The organism is Aegicerativicinus sediminis (genome assembly GCF_015476115.1).
GTDB classification, from domain to species: Bacteria; Bacteroidota; Bacteroidia; order Flavobacteriales; family Flavobacteriaceae; genus Aegicerativicinus; species Aegicerativicinus sediminis.
In genome coordinates this window covers 1,053,366-1,067,677 of record NZ_CP064295.1, presented here as the reverse complement: position 1 = coordinate 1,067,677, position 14,312 = coordinate 1,053,366, and the positions used below count along the sequence as shown (strand labels likewise).

The following is a 14,312-nucleotide window of genomic DNA, read 5'->3' as shown; positions in this document are numbered from 1 at the left end:
ATTTATGGTAGAGTCGTCAAAAACACCATTAGTTTCTAAAAAGATTCTAATTCCCTTCGTTTTAATCACCTCACTGTTTGCATTGTGGGGTTTTGCCAATGACATTACAAATCCTATGGTCTCTGCCTTTAAAAAAGTGTTGGAATTGGATAATTTTCAAGCATCATTAGTGCAGTTTGCCTTTTATGGGGGTTATTTTACAATGGCCCTCCCTGCCGCCTTATTTGTCAATCGATATTCGTATAAAAAAGGCATATTGGTAGGTTTAGCACTATATGCGGTTGGCGCATTGCTTTTTTATCCTGCAGCAGCCTATGAACAATTTGGCTTTTTCCTCGCAGCACTTTATATCTTGACATTCGGACTCGCGTTTTTGGAAACAACTGCAAACCCGTATATCTTATCTATGGGAGATGAAAAAACAGCCACCCAACGGTTGAATTTGGCACAGGCATTTAATCCAATGGGTGCTCTTTTAGGTCTATTGGTGGCGCAAAAGTTTATTTTGGCCTCCCTTCAGTCCGACAACCTAAATGCAGACGGAAGTTCTTTTTATGCCAGTTTAAATGCGGCCCAAAAAGCTATAGTTAGAGCCGAAGATTTAACTGTAATAAGAAATCCTTATGTGTTATTAGGATTGGTTGTTCTTATTTTTTTGGTTGTGATAGCTTTTATGAAAATGCCAAAAAATGAACGACAAGAGGGCAAAGTAGATGTTCTGCCCTCTATCAAGCGATTATTTAAATCCCCTAAGTTTTTAGGCGGTGTAGTTGCACAGGCATTTTATGTTGGTGCACAAATAATGTGTTGGACCTATTTATACCAGTATGCAGATTCTTTTGGCATTGACAACACTTCGGCAGTAACTTATGGAATTTCTGCGCTTGTCGTATTTCTTATTGGCCGTTGGGTCGGAACAGGGCTTTTAAAATTTATAGACTCAGGGAAATTACTTCTGGCCTTTGCAATTGGAGCCGGAGTTTGCTGTCTCATAACTATTTTTGTACCAGGAATGACGGGTCTAATTGCCTTGGTTACCATTTCATTTTTTATGTCCATTATGTTTCCAACCATATATGGCATAGCGTTGGAGGGACAGGGAGAAGATGCCAAATTTGGCGCCGCATTTTTGGTTATGGCTATTGTTGGTGGGGCCCTTATGCCAACACTACAGGGCCTTATATTAGATATAGGTGGTGTTGGTTACACAGATACACTTATTCTAGGTGTCCCCGAAGTTAATTTTTCGTTTTCTCTCCCCTTATTGTGTTTTATTGTGGTCGGAATTTATGGATATAAGGTGTCCAATAAACATAAATCTGGCATGGTATGAAAACTAAAAGAATTTGCTATGCGTGCGATTTAAAAGAGGACCCTAAGTTAATCCAGGAATATATCCACCATCACCAAAATGTTTGGCTAGAAATTAAGGAAAGTATTCGTGTGGCCGGGGTTGTGGATATGGAAATTTATCAGGTATTCAATCGGTTATTTATGATAATGGAAGTTGGAGAAGATTTCAGTCCAGATCTAAAGGCTCACATAGATTCAGAAAACCCTATTGTCCAAAAATGGGAACAGTTAATGTGGAAATTTCAACAGTCATTACCCCAGGCCAAAGAGGGTGAAAAATGGGTGGAGATGAAGCATATTTTCAAATTATAATTAAATTATTGGCTTGTAAACAGCATCTATCCATTCTTCCTTTGGAAGGTATTTGCTGGCACCTGCCCAATGAATTCCACGCTTTAAAATTTCAATAGCCTCTGGTACTGTAGTAATATGGTCTAGATTATGTCCTAGTGACGTAAAAAACACTCTTCCATTCCCATACATTTTTTTCCATGCTACAGGAATTGTACAGCCATCTATCCAAAAGGCATGTTCATTATTAAAGGTGGTAGTAGCCAGAACTTTTACATTGGGGTCTATGTGCATGTAGTACTGTTCACTCTTCATTTTGAAGTCTTTTAATCCAGTAGTTACATTATCCGTATGGTCTACTATTTGTACCGAGTAATCAATTACCCCTCCTGGGTGTGAAACCCACTGTCCGCCGGTCATAAATTGATATTCAGGATTATTTCTGAATGCATCACACATACCGCCATGCCAACCGGCAAAACCTACACCCTTTTTTATTGCTTGTAATAGACCTTTTTCTTGTTCTGGAGTAATGCTTGACATTGTAAAAATTTGAACCACAAGGTCTACTGATTTCATCAAACTTTCATTTGTATAGGGTTCTAAGGTGTCAAAAACCTCAACCGATGCCCCTTCTTCCTTCATCCATGGTACTAAATAATCCCTAAATTTTTCAGGTTCATGTCCTTCCCATCCTCCATAAAGGAAAACAACTTTTTTGCCTCTAAGTTCTGGCAAGGGGGAAGAGCCGAATGATATATGTTTGGTATTAGCCCATAGCCTACTGGTTAAGAGTCCAGCCCCTATTAACAATGATTTCCCTAAAAAATGTCTCCTCGATTTCATAAAACACAAGTTAATCCAATTTGAGGAAATACCAATCGTAAAAAATTCTTTTTAAAATCCTTAAAAGACGGTTTACTTTTTATTCGTATTAATACCGAATGGTTTATAAAGTGGGCAAAAGCTTATAAAACTTGTAATTGCGAAAACGATCGCCAATACGAGCAAAACAATGCCTAAAACACCACTAATAGATCCGTTGATATAAAGGATTAAAATGATTGCAGCCACTATCAATCTGATGGCTTTGTCGGTAGTACCCATATTCTTTTTCATAAAGAGGAATATTTAAAATGTTTAGTAAACTTAAAATTAGTGGATTAAAGTGAAAGATTATGTGATAATAATCATTTTATCCACGTCTTAGACGTTTAATTGTTTTTCGTTGACGAAAGACTATAATAGTTGGTAATAGAGCAATTAATAGTCCCATGGCCAGACCTTTTAAAGTGAAGATTTTGGTCATGCCAGTATCTATATCATGTCTATGGTTCCATAGCTCGACAATTTTGTTGTCCTTAATACGGAAAACATTGATTATTGGAATTGATGTTTCTCCAAACATAAATTTCCCCATCAATGTTTCTGGTTTATAATTCCATGTCCAACGTGTGGCTACAAGATCTCCCTCTGCAATTTGATAATCAAGTTGAAAATCCATCTTTCCGTTATCCCAAAACCTGTCGGCCACTATTTTTTGCTCAATTGCAGGTTCTAGAACATTTTTACGGTCCCCAATATCATGTGCTACATATTCATCGGCCAGGTACTTTTTGTAATTATCGGTATTGTCGGTCGTCCATAAATCATGATAAAAATCTAATGCTAATTTTTTATTCAATTCTTCTATGGCCTGTTTTGTTGAATCACTTTTATGAAATTGAAAATTTGATGCGAATGAACTCATAAAGGGACAGTATATGAGGGTGGCTAGCAAAAGTAAGGTTGTATGCTTCATTTCAAATGGTTTTGGGTTTTCAAATTAAAAGGCTATTGTAATTAAATTTCTGAAGTGGAGAGATTAAAGATAATAATTTATAGAATTAAGTTTTTTGTAAGGTTTAGGGGTTAGATATTTGTTCCGTTCAATTAATTAGATTAAATTGAAGAACTTTTTTCGTAATAGGCACAAAATAAGCCTAGCCTCTCGCCCAAAAAGCGGGAGGTTTTGTTTTTAAGTAATAAATAAAATGAAAATAGTCCAGCTATATAATGAGCTTAGCAATATCCTTGAAATAATCGAAAAGGAAGAGAATAAAATTGATGATTATGCGAGCCGGGTTCATGACAAATATAGACTGAGTGCTAAAAACCTGATGCGATATTTAATTCTACGATGTTTCGATTTCCGGAAATATCATGACGAATTATCAGAATTAGGAGTCTCCTCATTACGTACTTCGGAAGGTTATGTTTACAGCAATCTTTACCATGTGGTTAAGAATTTAAAGTTAATACAAGGTCTGGAAACTAAAAGTGAACCCGCTGTTGAAATTGTTGGTTATAAACGGAGTAAAAAACGCATAAAACGAAATACGCGTCGATTATTCGACAGGTCTCAAAAAAAGCGTTCTGCAGAAATTATGGTTACCCTCCCAGATGAGGCTGCAATAGACAAACGGATCATTTTACAAATGGCCGAGAACGGAATGGGTATAGCAAGGATCAACTTGGGGCATGGCCGAAAGGAGGATTGGGCTAAGATGGTCCATTTTGTAAAGAAGATAAATCAAGAAAACCGATTAGATATAAAAATCTATATGGATTTAGCAGGTCCAAAAATTAGGACTTCAGAAATTGCCATCAAGAAAAAGAAAGGTGGAATTAAAAATTCTATCCGGATAAGACAGGGGGAGCATATAATCTTAACTAAACGGAAAACTTTAGGAAAACGTTCCAAGTTTTCAGAAGATAATGTTCAGTTAGAAAAGGCTGAAATTGAGGTCTTGCTCCCCTTGATTATTAACGATTTAAAAATAGGTGACGAGGTTCTTTTCGATGATGGAATGATAAAATCTAAAGTTGTTGGTAGAAATGATACAGATGTTGAATTGGAGATAACAGCAACCTATAAATCTAAAATTTCATCACAAAAAGGCATCAACTTGCCGAATACCCAATTAAATCTACCTGCGCTTACTGCAGATGATGTTTCAAATCTTCCTTTCGTTTGCCAATACGCTGATATTGTAGGTTATTCCTTTGTGAGGACTCCATCAGATGTTGCCTATTTATATGAGCGTTTAGAGGAATACAATGCTAAAGATATAGGCGTTGTATTTAAAATTGAGAACAAGGAATCATTCGAGCATTTACCCGAAATATTGTTGGAAGGTATGAAACATCCTAGAATTGGTGTTATGATTGCACGAGGAGACCTAGCTGCAGAAATTGGATTTGAACGTATTTCTGAAGTTCAAAACCAGATCTTATGGATCTGTGAGGCGGCACATATTCCTGTTATTTGGGCAACCCAAGTGCTTAATAATTTGGCTAAGACTGGTATTCCGACCAGAGCGGAAATCAGCGATGCCTCTATGGGTGCGCATGCTGAATGTATCATGTTGAATAAAGGACCTTACATCAATGAGGCAATTAAGACCCTTTCCGATATTTTAAATCGAATGGAACCACATATGTTTAAAAAGAAGAATTCACTTAGAGCCTTGAATATTGCAAAGAGATCAACGGAGTCGTTGTTTGGTTCCCTACCTCAATTAGAAATATAATTTTTTTCACTACCATGTTAAACTTAAGGTCACTCACCTATAAAGCGGTAATTTTTGATATGGATGGAACCATGATCGACAATATGATGGTACACCACCGAGCATGGCAAAAAAAATTAAAAGAATTAGGCCTTCATTTTACAATTGAAGAGGTTATGGAACAGATTCATGGGATAAATGAGGAGATTATGGAGCGCTTATTCGGAAATCGTTTTACACCAGAGGAACGAAAATTTCATGCCTTTGATAAGGAAGCTAGGTATAGGGAAATCTATAAGGACTCCTTAGCACTTTTGGATGGATTGTCGGTTTATTTAGACTACCTAAATTTAAATCAAATGCCTATAGCCATAGGCTCCGCAGCACCTCCTGAGAATATCGATTTTGTCCTAGATAACCTTAACATTAGATCTTTATTTAAAGTGATAAAGGACTCGACAGATGTAAAAAGAGGAAAACCAGATCCAGAAATTTATGTGAAAATTATGGAAGAACTGGAGGTGAAACCAACAGATTGCTTGATTTTTGAAGATTCGGTAATTGGTGCAACGGCGGCCTTAAATTCTGGAGCAAAAACAGTAGTGGTTACTACCACGCACCAGGTTAATGAATTTGGGCATCTACCAAATGTTTATGGTTTTATAAAGGATTTCAGCGATTCCTGCTTAGTTTATAAATAATTGTTTAAAACAATTGGTAGTTTAAAAATGTTGACCAAATATGGTTGTCAAGCACTAAATTATTCCTTGATTCATTGTGAGTGTAGTTGTACCCACTTTTTAGGCTGCATCGATCATTCAATTTATAGCTTAAACCTGCGAACACCCAGTTTTGTTCTAAAGTTTCCGGTAGTTTTCCATCTTCGAAAGTGAAGAATAATTCGTCATAGGCCACAAATGTTAGCGACTGTTTATTTTTGAACTTCTTCAGGGGAATATATAATGTCGCCCTATACCTAATTCTACTTACATATTTGGTGCCTTGAAAACTTAGATCGCCATTTGTATTAATTATTTTATCTATAAATCGTTCTTCAAAACGTAATCGATGGCTGAGTGAGGATTTGGGTAGTTTATGCGTCCAAAGCATTTGTTGCCAAAGGTTATTTTCTGTAGCATCAATGGGCACACTGTATTCTGAGCAATGAAAGTTTCTGACATAACTAAATCCAAAAGTGCCTACCAATCCTTCAAGTAATTTGAAATCAAAATATGGTCGTGCAACTATTTGTTGCCATTCCGAAGAGAATTCCGTACGCCTTAAGTTTAATTCCCCAGCAACCGTCCAATGGCTATTGAGTTTCCCAGTGAAAGTAATAGTATTCCATGAGCTAAAGGAGCTGATTGTTTGTTCCTGAGCCAGGGAGGTATTCGAGAGGCTCAAGATAAGAACAAGGAGAGAACCATAGGCATGGTTCCTAAGATTGTTGTAGTTTTTTTCGTATCTAAAGAAACGTTGAAAGTGTTCAGAGATGCTGAATTTTGTGTTTTTTGGAGCTTTCATTTTGAAATCCTTTGAAGAAAGAACAAAGGTATTTTGAGTGAAAAAGTTAATTTGTGACAAAAGTCAATGAAAAAAAGAGGGTGAATTCACCCTCTTTTTCCAATCCAATTTATACATCTAACGAAGTATAAACCAACCTAATCTAACTTTATCCTAATTAACTATGTTTAAAAAATTATTTCACAAATTATAACAGTGTTGTTGGGCATATATATTCCGTTACATGTATGGATGTATTCTTAATTTCGTCGAATCCTCCTTCAACGTCCACAAAATTGTCCCATCCCCTTTGTTTTAAAATAGAAGCTGCAATCATACTTCTATAGCCGCCTTGGCAGTGTAAAATAAAGGGACGATCTTTTGGGAAAATGGATAGATATTGATTGATCTGATTCAATGGAATATTTTCAGCTCCCAACACATGTTCCGAATGGAACTCACTATATTTTCTAACATCAAATAACATGATGTCCTCATTCTTAAATCTGTATTCCAATTCTTCAGGGGTTATCCTATTGACAGTATCTATTTCCCTTCCAGATTTTTTCCAATTTTCAATTCCACCTTCTAGATACCCCAAAGTATTGTCGTAGCCAACTCTTGCCAACCTAGTAATAGACTCTTCTTCTCTGCCAGGATCAGTTACAAGCAGAATAGGCTGTTTAACATCAGGAACCATTTCACCTACCCAGGGAGCAAAATTGTTTTCTAAACCAATATTTATGCTGTTCGGGATAAACCCTAATGCAAATAAATCATCATTTCTGGTATCTAAGACAAGTGCGTTTGTTTCGTTGGCAGCAATTTCAAACTCTTGTGGTGTTAAGGCGTGTATACCCTTTTTCAAAATAGTATCGAAGCTCTCATAACCTTGGATATTCATTAGTACGTTTTGAGGGAAATATCCAGGAGGAGCGGTAAGGCCTTCCAATAATTCTTTTACAAATTCTTCCTTAGTCATGTCTGGCCTTAAGGCATAATTTGTTTTTTTCTGATTACCTAAAGTATCGGTGGTTTCAGTGCTCATTTTCTTGCCGCAGGCAGATCCCGCGCCATGGTTGGGATATACTATTAAGTCATCCGATAATGGCATTATTTTATTGCGGAGAGAATCATATAAAGTAGCGGCAAGTTTCTCCTCAGTTAAGTCTGACACTACGTGCTGGGCTAAATCTGGCCTTCCTACATCGCCAATAAATAGTGTATCTCCCGTGATAATTCCATGTTCCTTCCCATTTTCATCAATTAAAAGATAAGTAGTGCTTTCCATGGTATGGCCAGGTGTATGTATCACTTTTATCTTATATTCACCAATTTCAAATATTTGTCCATCCTCTGCGATGGTGGCTTCGTAACTTGGTTTTGCATTTGGACCGAAAACAATTTTGGCTCCTGTTTTTTTTCTAAGGTCGAGATGGCCACTTACAAAATCGGCATGGAAATGGGTTTCAAAAACATATTTTATTTTGGCATCATCTTTCTCTGCCCTTTCAATATATGGGTGTACTTCTCTAAGCGGGTCAAAAACTGCAGCTTCTCCCTTGCTTTCTATGTAATAAGCAGCATGGGCTAAACATCCGGTATAAATTTGTTCTACTTTCATAAGACTTAGAAATTAATAATGTCCAAATTTAACCTACTCCAAATAGAAAAATTGTGACTTTTGTTACACAAATCCCGTTTTGTTAAACTTCTTTATATGGAAATAAAAAAGCCTATACATTATATATAGGCTCCCTAGATTAAAATAACAACGTACTAACTAAATTTGTTCCATTCTTTGAAGTTCTGAAGTGGCCAATATAGGCTTATCAACTTCAAGTGATTCACCTAATGGTGAAGTGTCGTCTGAATAATGATTTTCTTCAATTCCATCCTCCGAAATTTCCTTTGGTTTGTATGTCATTGTAATTACAATTCCAATAGGAAAGCTTAGGAGCAATGCGGCGAAAAAGGCTTTCCAAAATCCGATTTTGTGAAAGGAACCTACGATTCCGGCGATGAGGGCGCCAGACACCCATAGTAAGGGCAATTGATCCATATGTTAATTAAATAATATTTTTTGAATAGTTGCTGGGGGCAAAAAGGTATCCAAGAAACTTGTGGAGATTATTTCCATAAATATTAAACAAAAATACATCCAAATTAGCGGTAATTTGTGCTCAAAAACTCTTTTTTCACTGCTAGCTTAGTTAAAATTTGTTAAGAGAATGAGGCTAAATATTATGTTTAAGGAAATCTCCAGAAATGATTTTAGATTTCTGATCAACCTTTGAATTATATACGTAAACCCAACAGTTTTTGGATTTACCGTTGCTTAAAAAAACTTTTGTTTTTGTTCTTAGGAATTCACCTGTATTTAAATTTGGGTCGTAACCCTCATAAGAGTCTAGGGTTTTAAATGCTTCTGATTCTTTAGTAAAAGCATAAACCTCACCAATTACTTTATGGTTCTCTAACGCACAAGGTATAAAACCGGGGAACCAACCAATAAGATAAAGACTTCCATTAGTTACTGCATTTGAAATAAATTTGGCATGTGCGCGTAGAAATTTGGCCATGTCGTTATTGAAATGGCTCCTAAGTGTGCCATAGACAAATAGATATTCCATAGTTTGCAATGTATATGCTAATTAACAAAAAATGAAAATACGGTAAATCTGCACTTTCAGGTCAACTTAAATATTTATAGGCTCTATGAAGTGAAATTAGACCTAATTAAATTTAATGGGGCAAAATGAGGTTAAGATTTTGGATAGCTTTGGATTAGTTTTATTATTGATTGGAACTTTGTGGAATAAGGAAAATGTAATTAAAAATGTTTAAAGGGGAATATATTTCAAATTTTTAGAGCCTAAAAAATTAATAATCAATATATTGTATAATCAGACTAATGCTTTTGGTTGCATTCATTTACATGATTTGAGATGAACATTAAACCCACTAATGTTCAGAAATTCCAATGATAAGTCAATTCGCACAAATTCAGAAGGATAAGCTTAATTTAAAACAGATAACCGAATTTATTTTTGTTGGAAACCCCTATATTTGAACTTTATGATAACATCCCCTCGTAAACAGTAAAAATGCATTTTATCGATAAAAAGTGCATTTCATGGATTAATTTAAAGAAAATTTATATTTTAGCGACCATTAAATTCTAGTTGCCCAAAATGAATTTAAAAAGGAACTTTCTATTGACCATTGTCATAACCACAGCTTATGTTGGAAATTTTTTCCCACAAAATCCTCCATTTCCTTGCCCTACGACACCTTGTGGACCCCCACCACCACCAGGACTTTTCATTGATAATATATGGTTTGCAATTATTTTTGGGTCGGTCGGATTGTTTTTAGGTATATCAATTAAACTTAAACGTTTAAAGACCTAATTCATTTAACCTACGAACATATTTCCCAATCACATCAAATTCTAAATTTACTTTATCCCCAATTGAAATTTCACTAAAATTGGTATGTTGAAAAGTATATGGTATTATAGCAACACTCAATTTCCCTTTTTCTGAATCCACTACAGTTAAGCTTACTCCATTGATTGTTATCGAACCTTTTTCAATGGTATAATTATTGAGACCTACGTCGTAACTAAATGTAAAATACCAACTACCATCCCTTTCTTTAATGGATGTGCAAAGACCTGTTTGATCAACGTGTCCTTGGACTATATGGCCATCCAAACGACTGCCTAATATCATGGCGCGCTCCAAATTCACCTTTTTACCCGTTTTCCATTCACCAATTGATGTCTTTAAAATTGTTTCTTCAATAGCAGTTACTGTATAAAATTCATTGTTACACGAGGTAACTGTGAGACAAATTCCATCATGGGCAAGGCTCTGATCTATTTTTAATTCAGGAGACAATTTGCTTTTAATGGTGAGATTTAAATTGCCCTTTTCTTTTAAGACGGCACTAACAACTCCAACATCCTCAACAATTCCTGTAAACATGGTTTTTAATTTAATTACATTTGTGGGTTAAAAGTATGAATTAGTAGGAAATTGAATGAAAAAGTCAGATAAAATAAAGGTAGGAATTTCGGTGGGGGACTTAAATGGAATTGGGTCTGAAATTATCATTAAGACATTTGAGGATAGTCGAATGTTGGACTTTTGTACTCCTGTAATTTTCGCTTCAAACCAAGTAATGAGTCAAGCCAAAAAAATGTTGGAAAGCGAGATTCAATTTCACGGAGCTCATCAATATGATCAAATTATAGACAACAAAATCAATGTTTTTCCTGCATGGAAGGAAAATATTGAAATCCGGTTTGGGGAAGAAGATCCAAAAATTGGCAGTTATGCTGTAAAGTCTTTAAAGGAAGCAGTAAAGGCTCTAAAAGAAAATCATATTGATGTACTTGTAACAGCTCCAATTAACAAATCTACCGTTCAATCTAAGGAATTTTTCTTCCCGGGACATACCGATTACTTAGCTCAAGAATTACAAGGTAAAAGTTTAATGCTTATGGTAGCTGATAAACTTCGTGTGGGTCTGTTGACCGATCATGTGCCTGTTAAGGATGTGAGTGAAAAGATTACTAAGGATTTAATTGCAGATAAGGTGCAAACCATTGTTGAGACTCTTAAACAGGACTTTTGTATTGAAAAACCAGTAATTGCGGTTCTTAGTATAAATCCACACGCCGGAGACCATGGAGTTATCGGCAAGGAGGATGATGACATCCTTCGGCCTTGTTTGAATGAATTAAAGGAGGAGGGCTATTTAGTTTATGGCCCATACTCTGCGGACAGCTTTTTCGGATCGGGGAATTATAAAAACTTTGATGCTATTATTGCCACATACCATGATCAAGGTTTAATTCCATTTAAAACGCTTTCTTTTGGAAAGGGTGTAAATTTTACTGCAGGGCTTTCGAAAATAAGAACCTCACCTGATCATGGTACGGCTTTCGAGATTGCTGGCAAAAATATGGCGGATGAGGGTTCATTTAAAGAGGCTGTGTTTAAAGCGATTGAAATTTATAGAAATAGAAAACAGTATTTGAAGTACTCGAAAAATCCCCTAAAAAAGGCTACAAAAAAAGCATAAAGTATTTTTTCGAATTTAGTGGATTTCAAAAGAAAATTATTCCTATATTTGCAGGCTCAAAATTGATGTGAGGATGAAGTCTTTGAAGGAGTATACGATTCCGTTCGTTGGATTAAAAATTGGAACGCATCATTTTGATTTTAAAATAGATAATACGTTCTTTCAAAATTTTGATTATCAAGATTTTAATGAATCCAATGTAGCGGTAGATTTAGAATTTGAGAAAAAGGCAAATATGCTTGAGGTGGATTTTAAATGTTCAGGTTATGTAAATGTCAATTGTCATTTAACAAATGAACCTTTTGATCAACCTATATCAGGAAATTTTAAACTTATTGTAAAATTTGGGGATGTCTACAATGACGACAATGAAGAAATTTTAGTTGTACCCCATAATGAGTTTGAAATTAATGTTGCCCAATACATTTATGAAATGATTGTATTGGCAGTTCCTGCTAAATGTATACACCCAGGGGTTAAAGATGGAACATTAAAATCTGAAATTTTGGAAAAACTAAAAGAATTAAGTCCTTCTGAAAATAAGAATAAAGGAACAGAGGAGACTGACCCTAGATGGGATACTTTGAAAAAATTATTAACGGATAAATAGAGTATAATGGCACATCCTAAGAGAAAAACCTCTAAAACCAGAAGAGATAAGCGCAGAACACATTATAAAGCTGTAGCTCCTCAGATTGCAACATGCCCTACCACTGGAGAACCACATCTTTTCCATAGAGCACATTGGTTTGAAGGAAAATTGTACTACAGAGGTCAGGTTTTGATTGACAACTCAGAAAAAGCTGAAAATTTAGCATAAGTATTATGCTTGCATAGAGAAAGCGCTCCATAGGGGGCGTTTTTTTTATGAAATACTTCAAAAAGTCTTAAAATCGGCTTAATTTGCGCAAATTCTAATCAAAAATTGGTATTTTCATCAGATTATTACTGTTTTTTTGATCAGTTTGATGTTTCCCTTAAAAAACTCAATTAATCTATAATGAGTAAGATTTCAGCAGCGATTACCGCGGTTGGTTCATATGTACCTGACTATGTTCTAACCAACCAGATTCTCGAAACAATGGTTGAAACCAACGATGAATGGATTACTACCCGTACCGGAATTAAAGAAAGAAGGATTTTAAAAGAAGAAGGGAAAGGGACTTCATTTTTAGCCATTAATGCTGCCAAAAACCTGATTGATAAATCGGGTCTTAATCCTGAAGAAATAGAATTAGTGATTGTGGCGACAGCCACTCCAGATATGAAAGCCGCAGCAACAGCGGCTTTTACAGCATCTGAAATAGGAGCAACCAATGCGTTCGCCTTCGATTTAGAGGCTGCTTGTTCTAGTTTTCTCTATGGCATGTCAGTGGCCGCTAGGTACATTGAGTCTGGCAAATACACAAAGGTTTTATTAATAGGGGCGGATAAGAATTCCTCTATGATTAATTATGAAGATCGTGCAACCTGCATCATCTTTGGTGATGGCGCTGGGGCGGTATTGTTCGAGCCTGATCAAGAAGGTTATGGTGTACAGGATGAAATCCTAAGAAGCGATGGTTCTGGCCGTGAGTTTTTACAAGCGACCTATGGCGGATCTTCCTATCCATCTACAGTTGAAGCCATAAAAGAAGGTAGACATTATGTTTTCCAAGATGGTAAAACTGTTTTCAAGAATGCTGTATTTAACATGGCAGATGTTTCTGAACGTATTATGAGGCGAAATAATCTTACCAATGAAGATATCAATTGGCTTGTTCCTCATCAGGCGAATCAAAGAATTATTGATGCCACTGCCAATAGGATAGATTTAGATCCTTCAAAGGTTATGGTGAATATCTATAAATACGGAAATACAACTTCGGCAACCCTTCCTCTATTATTGGCTGACTATGAAGACCAACTTAAGAAAGGGGATAAATTAATATTCGCTGCTTTTGGCGGCGGCTTTACTTGGGGTTCAATTTATTTAACTTGGGCCTACACTTCCAAAGAATAACTAATAAAACTAACAACATATGGATATTAAGGAAATTCAGAATTTGATCAAGTTTGTTGCTAAATCTGGTGCTAGCGAGGTCAAACTTGAAACAGGTGATTTCAAGATTACCATTAAAACTGGATCTGATGACAAGGATGATGTTCGTACTATTGTTCAACAAATCCCAATGGGTCAACCGGCCCCTGCGCCACAAGCTCCAGTTTCTCCAGCTCCTATTGCAGAAACTCCTCAGCCAACTAAACCTGTTACTTCTGAAGAGTCTAAATACATCACAATTAAGTCTCCTATAATAGGTACATTTTATAGAAAACCATCTCCAGACAAACCTGTGTTTGTTGAGGTTGGGAGCACAATTTCTGAAGGTGATGTACTTTGTGTTATAGAGGCAATGAAATTATTCAATGAAATTGAATCTGAGGTTTCTGGAAAAATTGTAAAAATTTTAGTGGACGATTCGTCCCCAGTAGAATTCGATCAGCCCTTATTTCTTGTAGATCCTTCATAAGTTTAAGAAG

Annotated in this window: 17 protein-coding genes; 9 read left to right on the top strand and 8 right to left on the bottom strand. The window is 35.9% G+C overall.

Annotation, left to right across the window (positions count from 1 at the left end; genetic code table 11):
• Positions 1 to 4: 4 nt before the first annotated feature.
• Together fucP and ISU00_RS04765 are read left to right on the top strand one after the other, a co-directional pair.
• A complete protein-coding gene (gene fucP, locus ISU00_RS04770; protein ID WP_228852901.1) occupies positions 5 to 1,333 on the top strand; it encodes an L-fucose:H+ symporter permease in 1,329 nt (442 codons plus the stop codon).
• Entirely contained in the window at positions 1,330 to 1,665 is a 336-nt protein-coding gene (locus ISU00_RS04765) for an L-rhamnose mutarotase (RefSeq protein ID WP_228852900.1), read from the top strand. Before fucP ends, ISU00_RS04765 begins: the two co-directional genes overlap by 4 nt.
• Here ISU00_RS04765 and ISU00_RS04760 read toward each other — a convergent pair whose 3' ends face one another.
• The 3 genes from ISU00_RS04760 to ISU00_RS04750 all read right to left on the bottom strand — a co-directional run bounded on the left by ISU00_RS04760 (position 1,666) and on the right by ISU00_RS04750 (position 3,445).
• Complete coding sequence (locus tag ISU00_RS04760) at positions 1,666 to 2,490, bottom strand: ThuA domain-containing protein (RefSeq protein WP_228852899.1); 825 nt, start codon at positions 2,488 to 2,490, stop codon at positions 1,666 to 1,668.
• Positions 2,491 to 2,562: 72 nt separating this feature from the next.
• Positions 2,563 to 2,763 carry a YgaP family membrane protein gene (locus tag ISU00_RS04755; protein WP_228852898.1) on the bottom strand — a complete coding sequence of 67 codons (201 nt, stop codon included), beginning with the start codon at positions 2,761 to 2,763 and terminating at the stop codon, positions 2,563 to 2,565.
• 76 nt (positions 2,764 to 2,839) lie between these two features.
• A complete protein-coding gene (locus ISU00_RS04750) occupies positions 2,840 to 3,445 on the bottom strand; it encodes an ester cyclase (RefSeq protein WP_228852897.1) in 606 nt (201 codons plus the stop codon).
• A gap of 232 nt (positions 3,446 to 3,677) precedes the next feature.
• Between ISU00_RS04750 and ISU00_RS04745 the strand changes: the two genes are divergently transcribed.
• Both ISU00_RS04745 and ISU00_RS04740 read left to right on the top strand, forming a co-directional pair.
• Entirely contained in the window at positions 3,678 to 5,216 is a 1,539-nt protein-coding gene (locus ISU00_RS04745; RefSeq protein ID WP_228852896.1) for a pyruvate kinase, read from the top strand.
• 14 nt (positions 5,217 to 5,230) lie between these two features.
• On the top strand, positions 5,231 to 5,896 hold the full coding sequence (locus ISU00_RS04740) for an HAD family hydrolase (protein WP_228852895.1): 666 nt from the start codon (positions 5,231 to 5,233) through the stop codon (positions 5,894 to 5,896).
• Positions 5,897 to 5,900: 4 nt separating this feature from the next.
• On the opposite strand, the gene ISU00_RS04735 is transcribed toward ISU00_RS04740, so the two are convergent.
• The 5 genes from ISU00_RS04735 to ISU00_RS04715 form a co-directional block, all read right to left on the bottom strand.
• Positions 5,901 to 6,719, bottom strand: a complete 819-nt coding sequence (locus ISU00_RS04735) for a DUF2490 domain-containing protein (protein ID WP_228852894.1) — start codon at positions 6,717 to 6,719, stop codon at positions 5,901 to 5,903.
• A 187-nt stretch (positions 6,720 to 6,906) separates the two neighbouring features.
• Positions 6,907 to 8,322, bottom strand: coding sequence for an MBL fold metallo-hydrolase (locus ISU00_RS04730; RefSeq protein WP_228852893.1), 1,416 nt, complete (start codon positions 8,320 to 8,322; stop codon positions 6,907 to 6,909).
• Positions 8,323 to 8,481: 159 nt separating this feature from the next.
• Positions 8,482 to 8,760: a hypothetical protein gene (locus ISU00_RS04725; protein WP_228852892.1), complete on the bottom strand. Its 279-nt coding sequence runs from the start codon at positions 8,758 to 8,760 to the stop codon at positions 8,482 to 8,484.
• A 175-nt stretch (positions 8,761 to 8,935) separates the two neighbouring features.
• Positions 8,936 to 9,331 (bottom strand): gamma-glutamylcyclotransferase family protein, encoded by a 396-nt coding sequence (locus ISU00_RS04720; protein ID WP_228852891.1) that lies wholly within the window; start codon positions 9,329 to 9,331, stop codon positions 8,936 to 8,938.
• Between the two features lie 768 nt (positions 9,332 to 10,099).
• A complete protein-coding gene (locus tag ISU00_RS04715) occupies positions 10,100 to 10,690 on the bottom strand; it encodes a riboflavin synthase (RefSeq protein ID WP_228852890.1) in 591 nt (196 codons plus the stop codon).
• A 55-nt stretch (positions 10,691 to 10,745) separates the two neighbouring features.
• Between ISU00_RS04715 and pdxA the strand changes: the two genes are divergently transcribed.
• From pdxA to accB, 5 genes are all read left to right on the top strand, one after another.
• Positions 10,746 to 11,792, top strand: coding sequence for a 4-hydroxythreonine-4-phosphate dehydrogenase PdxA (pdxA, locus tag ISU00_RS04710; RefSeq protein ID WP_228852889.1), 1,047 nt, complete (start codon positions 10,746 to 10,748; stop codon positions 11,790 to 11,792).
• A 73-nt stretch (positions 11,793 to 11,865) separates the two neighbouring features.
• Positions 11,866 to 12,402, top strand: coding sequence for a YceD family protein (locus ISU00_RS04705; RefSeq protein ID WP_228852888.1), 537 nt, complete (start codon positions 11,866 to 11,868; stop codon positions 12,400 to 12,402).
• A gap of 6 nt (positions 12,403 to 12,408) precedes the next feature.
• Positions 12,409 to 12,612: a 50S ribosomal protein L32 gene (gene rpmF / locus ISU00_RS04700; protein WP_228852887.1), complete on the top strand. Its 204-nt coding sequence runs from the start codon at positions 12,409 to 12,411 to the stop codon at positions 12,610 to 12,612.
• A 180-nt stretch (positions 12,613 to 12,792) separates the two neighbouring features.
• Complete coding sequence (locus ISU00_RS04695) at positions 12,793 to 13,794, top strand: beta-ketoacyl-ACP synthase III (RefSeq protein WP_228852886.1); 1,002 nt, start codon at positions 12,793 to 12,795, stop codon at positions 13,792 to 13,794.
• A gap of 19 nt (positions 13,795 to 13,813) precedes the next feature.
• Entirely contained in the window at positions 13,814 to 14,302 is a 489-nt protein-coding gene (gene accB / locus ISU00_RS04690) for an acetyl-CoA carboxylase biotin carboxyl carrier protein (RefSeq protein ID WP_228852885.1), read from the top strand.
• Positions 14,303 to 14,312 lie beyond the last annotated feature (10 nt).

Bases quoted from the DNA above. Each gene is read 5' to 3' on its own strand.
- ISU00_RS04730 (WP_228852893.1), bottom strand. From the start codon at position 8,322: ATGAAAGTAGAACAAATTTATACCGGATGTTTAGCCCATGCTGCTTAT.
- ISU00_RS04720 (WP_228852891.1), bottom strand. From the start codon at position 9,331: ATGGAATATCTATTTGTCTATGGCACACTTAGGAGCCATTTCAATAAC.
- ISU00_RS04735 (WP_228852894.1), bottom strand. From the start codon at position 6,719: ATGAAAGCTCCAAAAAACACAAAATTCAGCATCTCTGAACACTTTCAA.
- rpmF (WP_228852887.1), top strand. From the start codon at position 12,409: ATGGCACATCCTAAGAGAAAAACCTCTAAAACCAGAAGAGATAAGCGC.
- ISU00_RS04695 (WP_228852886.1), top strand. From the start codon at position 12,793: ATGAGTAAGATTTCAGCAGCGATTACCGCGGTTGGTTCATATGTACCT.
- accB (WP_228852885.1), top strand. From the start codon at position 13,814: ATGGATATTAAGGAAATTCAGAATTTGATCAAGTTTGTTGCTAAATCT.
- ISU00_RS04745 (WP_228852896.1), top strand. From the start codon at position 3,678: ATGAAAATAGTCCAGCTATATAATGAGCTTAGCAATATCCTTGAAATA.
- ISU00_RS04705 (WP_228852888.1), top strand. From the start codon at position 11,866: ATGAAGTCTTTGAAGGAGTATACGATTCCGTTCGTTGGATTAAAAATT.
- ISU00_RS04755 (WP_228852898.1), bottom strand. From the start codon at position 2,763: ATGAAAAAGAATATGGGTACTACCGACAAAGCCATCAGATTGATAGTG.
- ISU00_RS04715 (WP_228852890.1), bottom strand. From the start codon at position 10,690: ATGTTTACAGGAATTGTTGAGGATGTTGGAGTTGTTAGTGCCGTCTTA.
- ISU00_RS04765 (WP_228852900.1), top strand. From the start codon at position 1,330: ATGAAAACTAAAAGAATTTGCTATGCGTGCGATTTAAAAGAGGACCCT.
- ISU00_RS04740 (WP_228852895.1), top strand. From the start codon at position 5,231: ATGTTAAACTTAAGGTCACTCACCTATAAAGCGGTAATTTTTGATATG.
- ISU00_RS04725 (WP_228852892.1), bottom strand. From the start codon at position 8,760: ATGGATCAATTGCCCTTACTATGGGTGTCTGGCGCCCTCATCGCCGGA.
- fucP (WP_228852901.1), top strand. From the start codon at position 5: ATGGTAGAGTCGTCAAAAACACCATTAGTTTCTAAAAAGATTCTAATT.
- pdxA (WP_228852889.1), top strand. From the start codon at position 10,746: ATGAAAAAGTCAGATAAAATAAAGGTAGGAATTTCGGTGGGGGACTTA.
- ISU00_RS04750 (WP_228852897.1), bottom strand. From the start codon at position 3,445: ATGAAGCATACAACCTTACTTTTGCTAGCCACCCTCATATACTGTCCC.
- ISU00_RS04760 (WP_228852899.1), bottom strand. From the start codon at position 2,490: ATGAAATCGAGGAGACATTTTTTAGGGAAATCATTGTTAATAGGGGCT.